This window comes from Bradyrhizobium sp., from assembly GCF_049512235.1.
Classification (GTDB): domain Bacteria; phylum Pseudomonadota; class Alphaproteobacteria; order Rhizobiales; family Xanthobacteraceae; genus Bradyrhizobium.
The window spans coordinates 1-3,020 of sequence record NZ_JBEKXH010000665.1; the positions used below are offsets into that span (position 1 = coordinate 1).

Annotated in this window: 2 protein-coding genes; both read right to left on the minus strand. The window is 68.0% G+C overall.

What is annotated here, in order from left to right; all coding sequences use genetic code 11:
* The coding region (gene cobN, locus ABSG20_RS33570) for a cobaltochelatase subunit CobN (RefSeq protein ID WP_423868738.1) at window positions 1-2,548 on the minus strand (2,548 nt) is incomplete at its 3' end.
* Between the two features lie 195 nt (window positions 2,549-2,743).
* A partial coding sequence (locus ABSG20_RS33575) for a GTP-binding protein (RefSeq protein ID WP_423868739.1) occupies window positions 2,744-3,020 on the minus strand: 277 nt, incomplete at its 5' end.

Here is a 3,020-nt window from a genome sequence, read left to right on the forward strand (position 1 = left end):
CATAGGGGTTTTCATCGCCCTCGAAGTCGCGTTGCGCCAGCGCCCCGGACGCCGCCTCGAACAATTGCGCCAGGGAGGCGAACACGTCGCGGAAGAGTCCGGAGACGCGAAGCGTCACATCGATGCGCGGCCTGCCGAGTTGCACCAGCGGGATGATCTCAAAACCCGAGACCCGACCGGAGCTCTGGTCCCAGCACGGCGCAATCCCAGCCAGGTGCAAGGCCATGGCGAAGTCCTCGCCCGCGGTGCGCATGGTCGCGGATCCCCAGAGATCGACCACGAGCCCGTTCGGCCAGTCGCCATGATCCTGAAGGTGCCGGCGCAGCAATTCCTCCGCGAGCTTGATGCCTTGCACATGCGCGGTCCTGGTCGGCACCGCGCGCGGATCGACGGCAAAGAGATTGCGCCCGGTCGGGAGCACATCGCTGCGCCCGCGATGCGGCGATCCCGCAGGCCCCGGCGCCACGCGCCGGCCTGACAAGGCGGCGAGCAGCGCGTCGCGTTCGGCCGCGCCGCAATCGCCGCGGCCGAAGACGTGCAAGCCATCGCCGAACTGGCTTTCCTTGAGATCGCAGACGAAACGGTCGATCCGCGGGATCGCCTCGGCCGCGACCACCGAGGTCGCAAGGCCGAGATCGTCCTCAACGCCGGCGGCGCGCGCTTCGTCGCGGATCGCCGCGACCAGACGCCGGCGGCGCGCCGGATCAAGACCATCGGCGGTTGAATATTCATCGAGCAGGCGTTCAAGCCGCAGCAGCGCCGGCGGCGGTGCGGATGACGCAAGCGGCGGCGGCAGATGGCCGATCGTCACCGCGCCGATGCGGCGCTTGGCCTGCGCCGCCTCGCCGGGATCGTTGACGATGAAGGGATAGATCACCGGCATGGCGCCGATCAACGCCTCCGGCCAGCACGCGGCCGAGAGCGCTGCGGATTTGCCGGGCAGCCATTCGAGCGTGCCATGCGCACCCATATGGATCAGGCCGTCGACACCTTGCCACCTGAGCCACAGATAGAACGCGACATAGGCATGACGGGGCGTGCGCGCGAGATCGTGATACTCCGAAGCGCGGCTGGCGACGTCGCCGCGCTCGGGCTGAACGGCGATCACGGCCTTGCCGCAGGGAACGGCGGCAAAATGGAATTCGCCGGCCGCGCAGGCCGGATCGTGCTCCGGCGCGCCCCATGCCTTGGCGAGGTCATCCCTCAGCTCGCGCGGCAGCGTCGCCAGCGCGGCACGGTAGTCGCTGATGGGCCAGCTCAGCTCCTCTCTCTGCAGGACCTCGCCGAGGGCCGCTGCCGCTTCGACATCGAAGCCGGCGGCGCTGAGGTCGGCAAGCAGGGCTTGCACCGAGGTCAGCGCATCCAGTCCGACCGCATGCGCGATCTGATGCGGCCGGCCGGGATAGCTCGACAGCACGATGGCAAGATGCTTGTCATGGGCCGGCTTGGCCGCGAGGTCGTGCCAGCGCGCGATGCGTTCGACCGCAGCATTGACGCGCTCAACGTCGGCGCGATGCGACAGCCGCGCAAATTGCAGATCGGCGTCGCGCTCATCAGCCGATTTGAAGCTGACGACGCCGGCAAAAAGCCGGCCGTCGACCTCCGGCAACACCACATGCATGGCAAGATCGGCCGGCGACAGCCCGCGCAGCGAACCCGCCCAATCCGTGCGCTGCGCCGTCGATAACGCCACCTGGAACACCGGGCAGGATGCGGCATCGAAAGCCGTGGTGCCATCATCGCCTGTCGCGGAGAAGGCGGTGGCGTTGACGATCGAAGCCGGTGGGTTCTGGGTCAGTTCCGCCTTGAGCCACTGCGCCACGCCTTTGGCCTTGAGCGAGGGCACGAAGGCGCCATGGGCCTCGAAGCCCTTGTTCCGCAACGCCAGGATCAGCGCATCGACGGGGCCGGTATCCGCGGCGGTGAGATAGGACCGGTAGAAGCTGACCAGCGCCCGAGGCCGTCCATCCGAAACCGGCAGCCTCGTCAGCACGCCGCACGCCGGATCATAGAAACCCATCTCGGGGATTTCGACTGCTGCGATGACGGGTCCCGCTGAGAGGCCCGAGGCCAGCGCAAGCTGGGCAATGGCCGCCTGCGCCGCCGTCGCCCCGCTTTGGTCGCAGAGGATTTGCAGGCGTCGCAGGGTCGAGACCGGCAAGGTCGAGAGCTCATCGAGGCGCGCATCACAGCGCCCGTCGGCCGGAAGCACCGCAAGCGCCATGCCGTGCTGTCTGGCGAGCTGATGCAACGCGGCGAGTCCATAGGACCAGTAGGATTCGCCGCCGATCAGTCGCACCAGGACGCCGCGCGCCTGCGACAGCGTCCGCTCGACATAGGTGTCGACCGAGAGCGGATGCCGAAGGGCCGCGAGATTGGCGAGCCGGAGCGAGGGCAGGCTGGCGCGACCGCGGCGCCAGCCTGCCGCAAACGCGGCGAGATCGCTGTCGGAGAACGAGAGCATCACAAGCTCGGCCGGATCCTGACCGAGGTCGACCGGCGTCGCGGTCTCCTCCAGCCCATGGCTCTCGCGAAAGACGATGTGCATTGGATCCCAAACCTTAAGGCCGCACTTTCGTATTGGGGTTATCTTCTCCCCTCCCCCCCGCGAAGCGGTGGGGAGGGGTCGGGGGTGGGGGGTCTCTCGGCAGGAACCGCTGTTTCGGTGAACGCCGCGCCACCCCCAACCCCCGACCCCTCCCCACCACGCGCGATGCGCGCGGAGGGAGGGGAGCCTCGAAAGTCAGTTCGTTAAACCAAATCCCGCCTTGATTGCGCTTTCGTCGATATCGGCGCGCTCTGCGATCAGGACCAGCCGCGAGCGCCTCGGCCTGACACCCCAGGGCTGATCGAACTGGTGCTGCACACGCGCGCCGACCGACTGCACGAGCAGGCGCATCGGCTTGCCGGCGATCGCGAGATAGCCCTTGGCGCGCAGGATATTCTGTTCGCGCGCGAGCCGTTTGATCGAGGAGACCAGCGCGTCGATGTCGCCGATCTCCGGAAGCTCGACGACGACG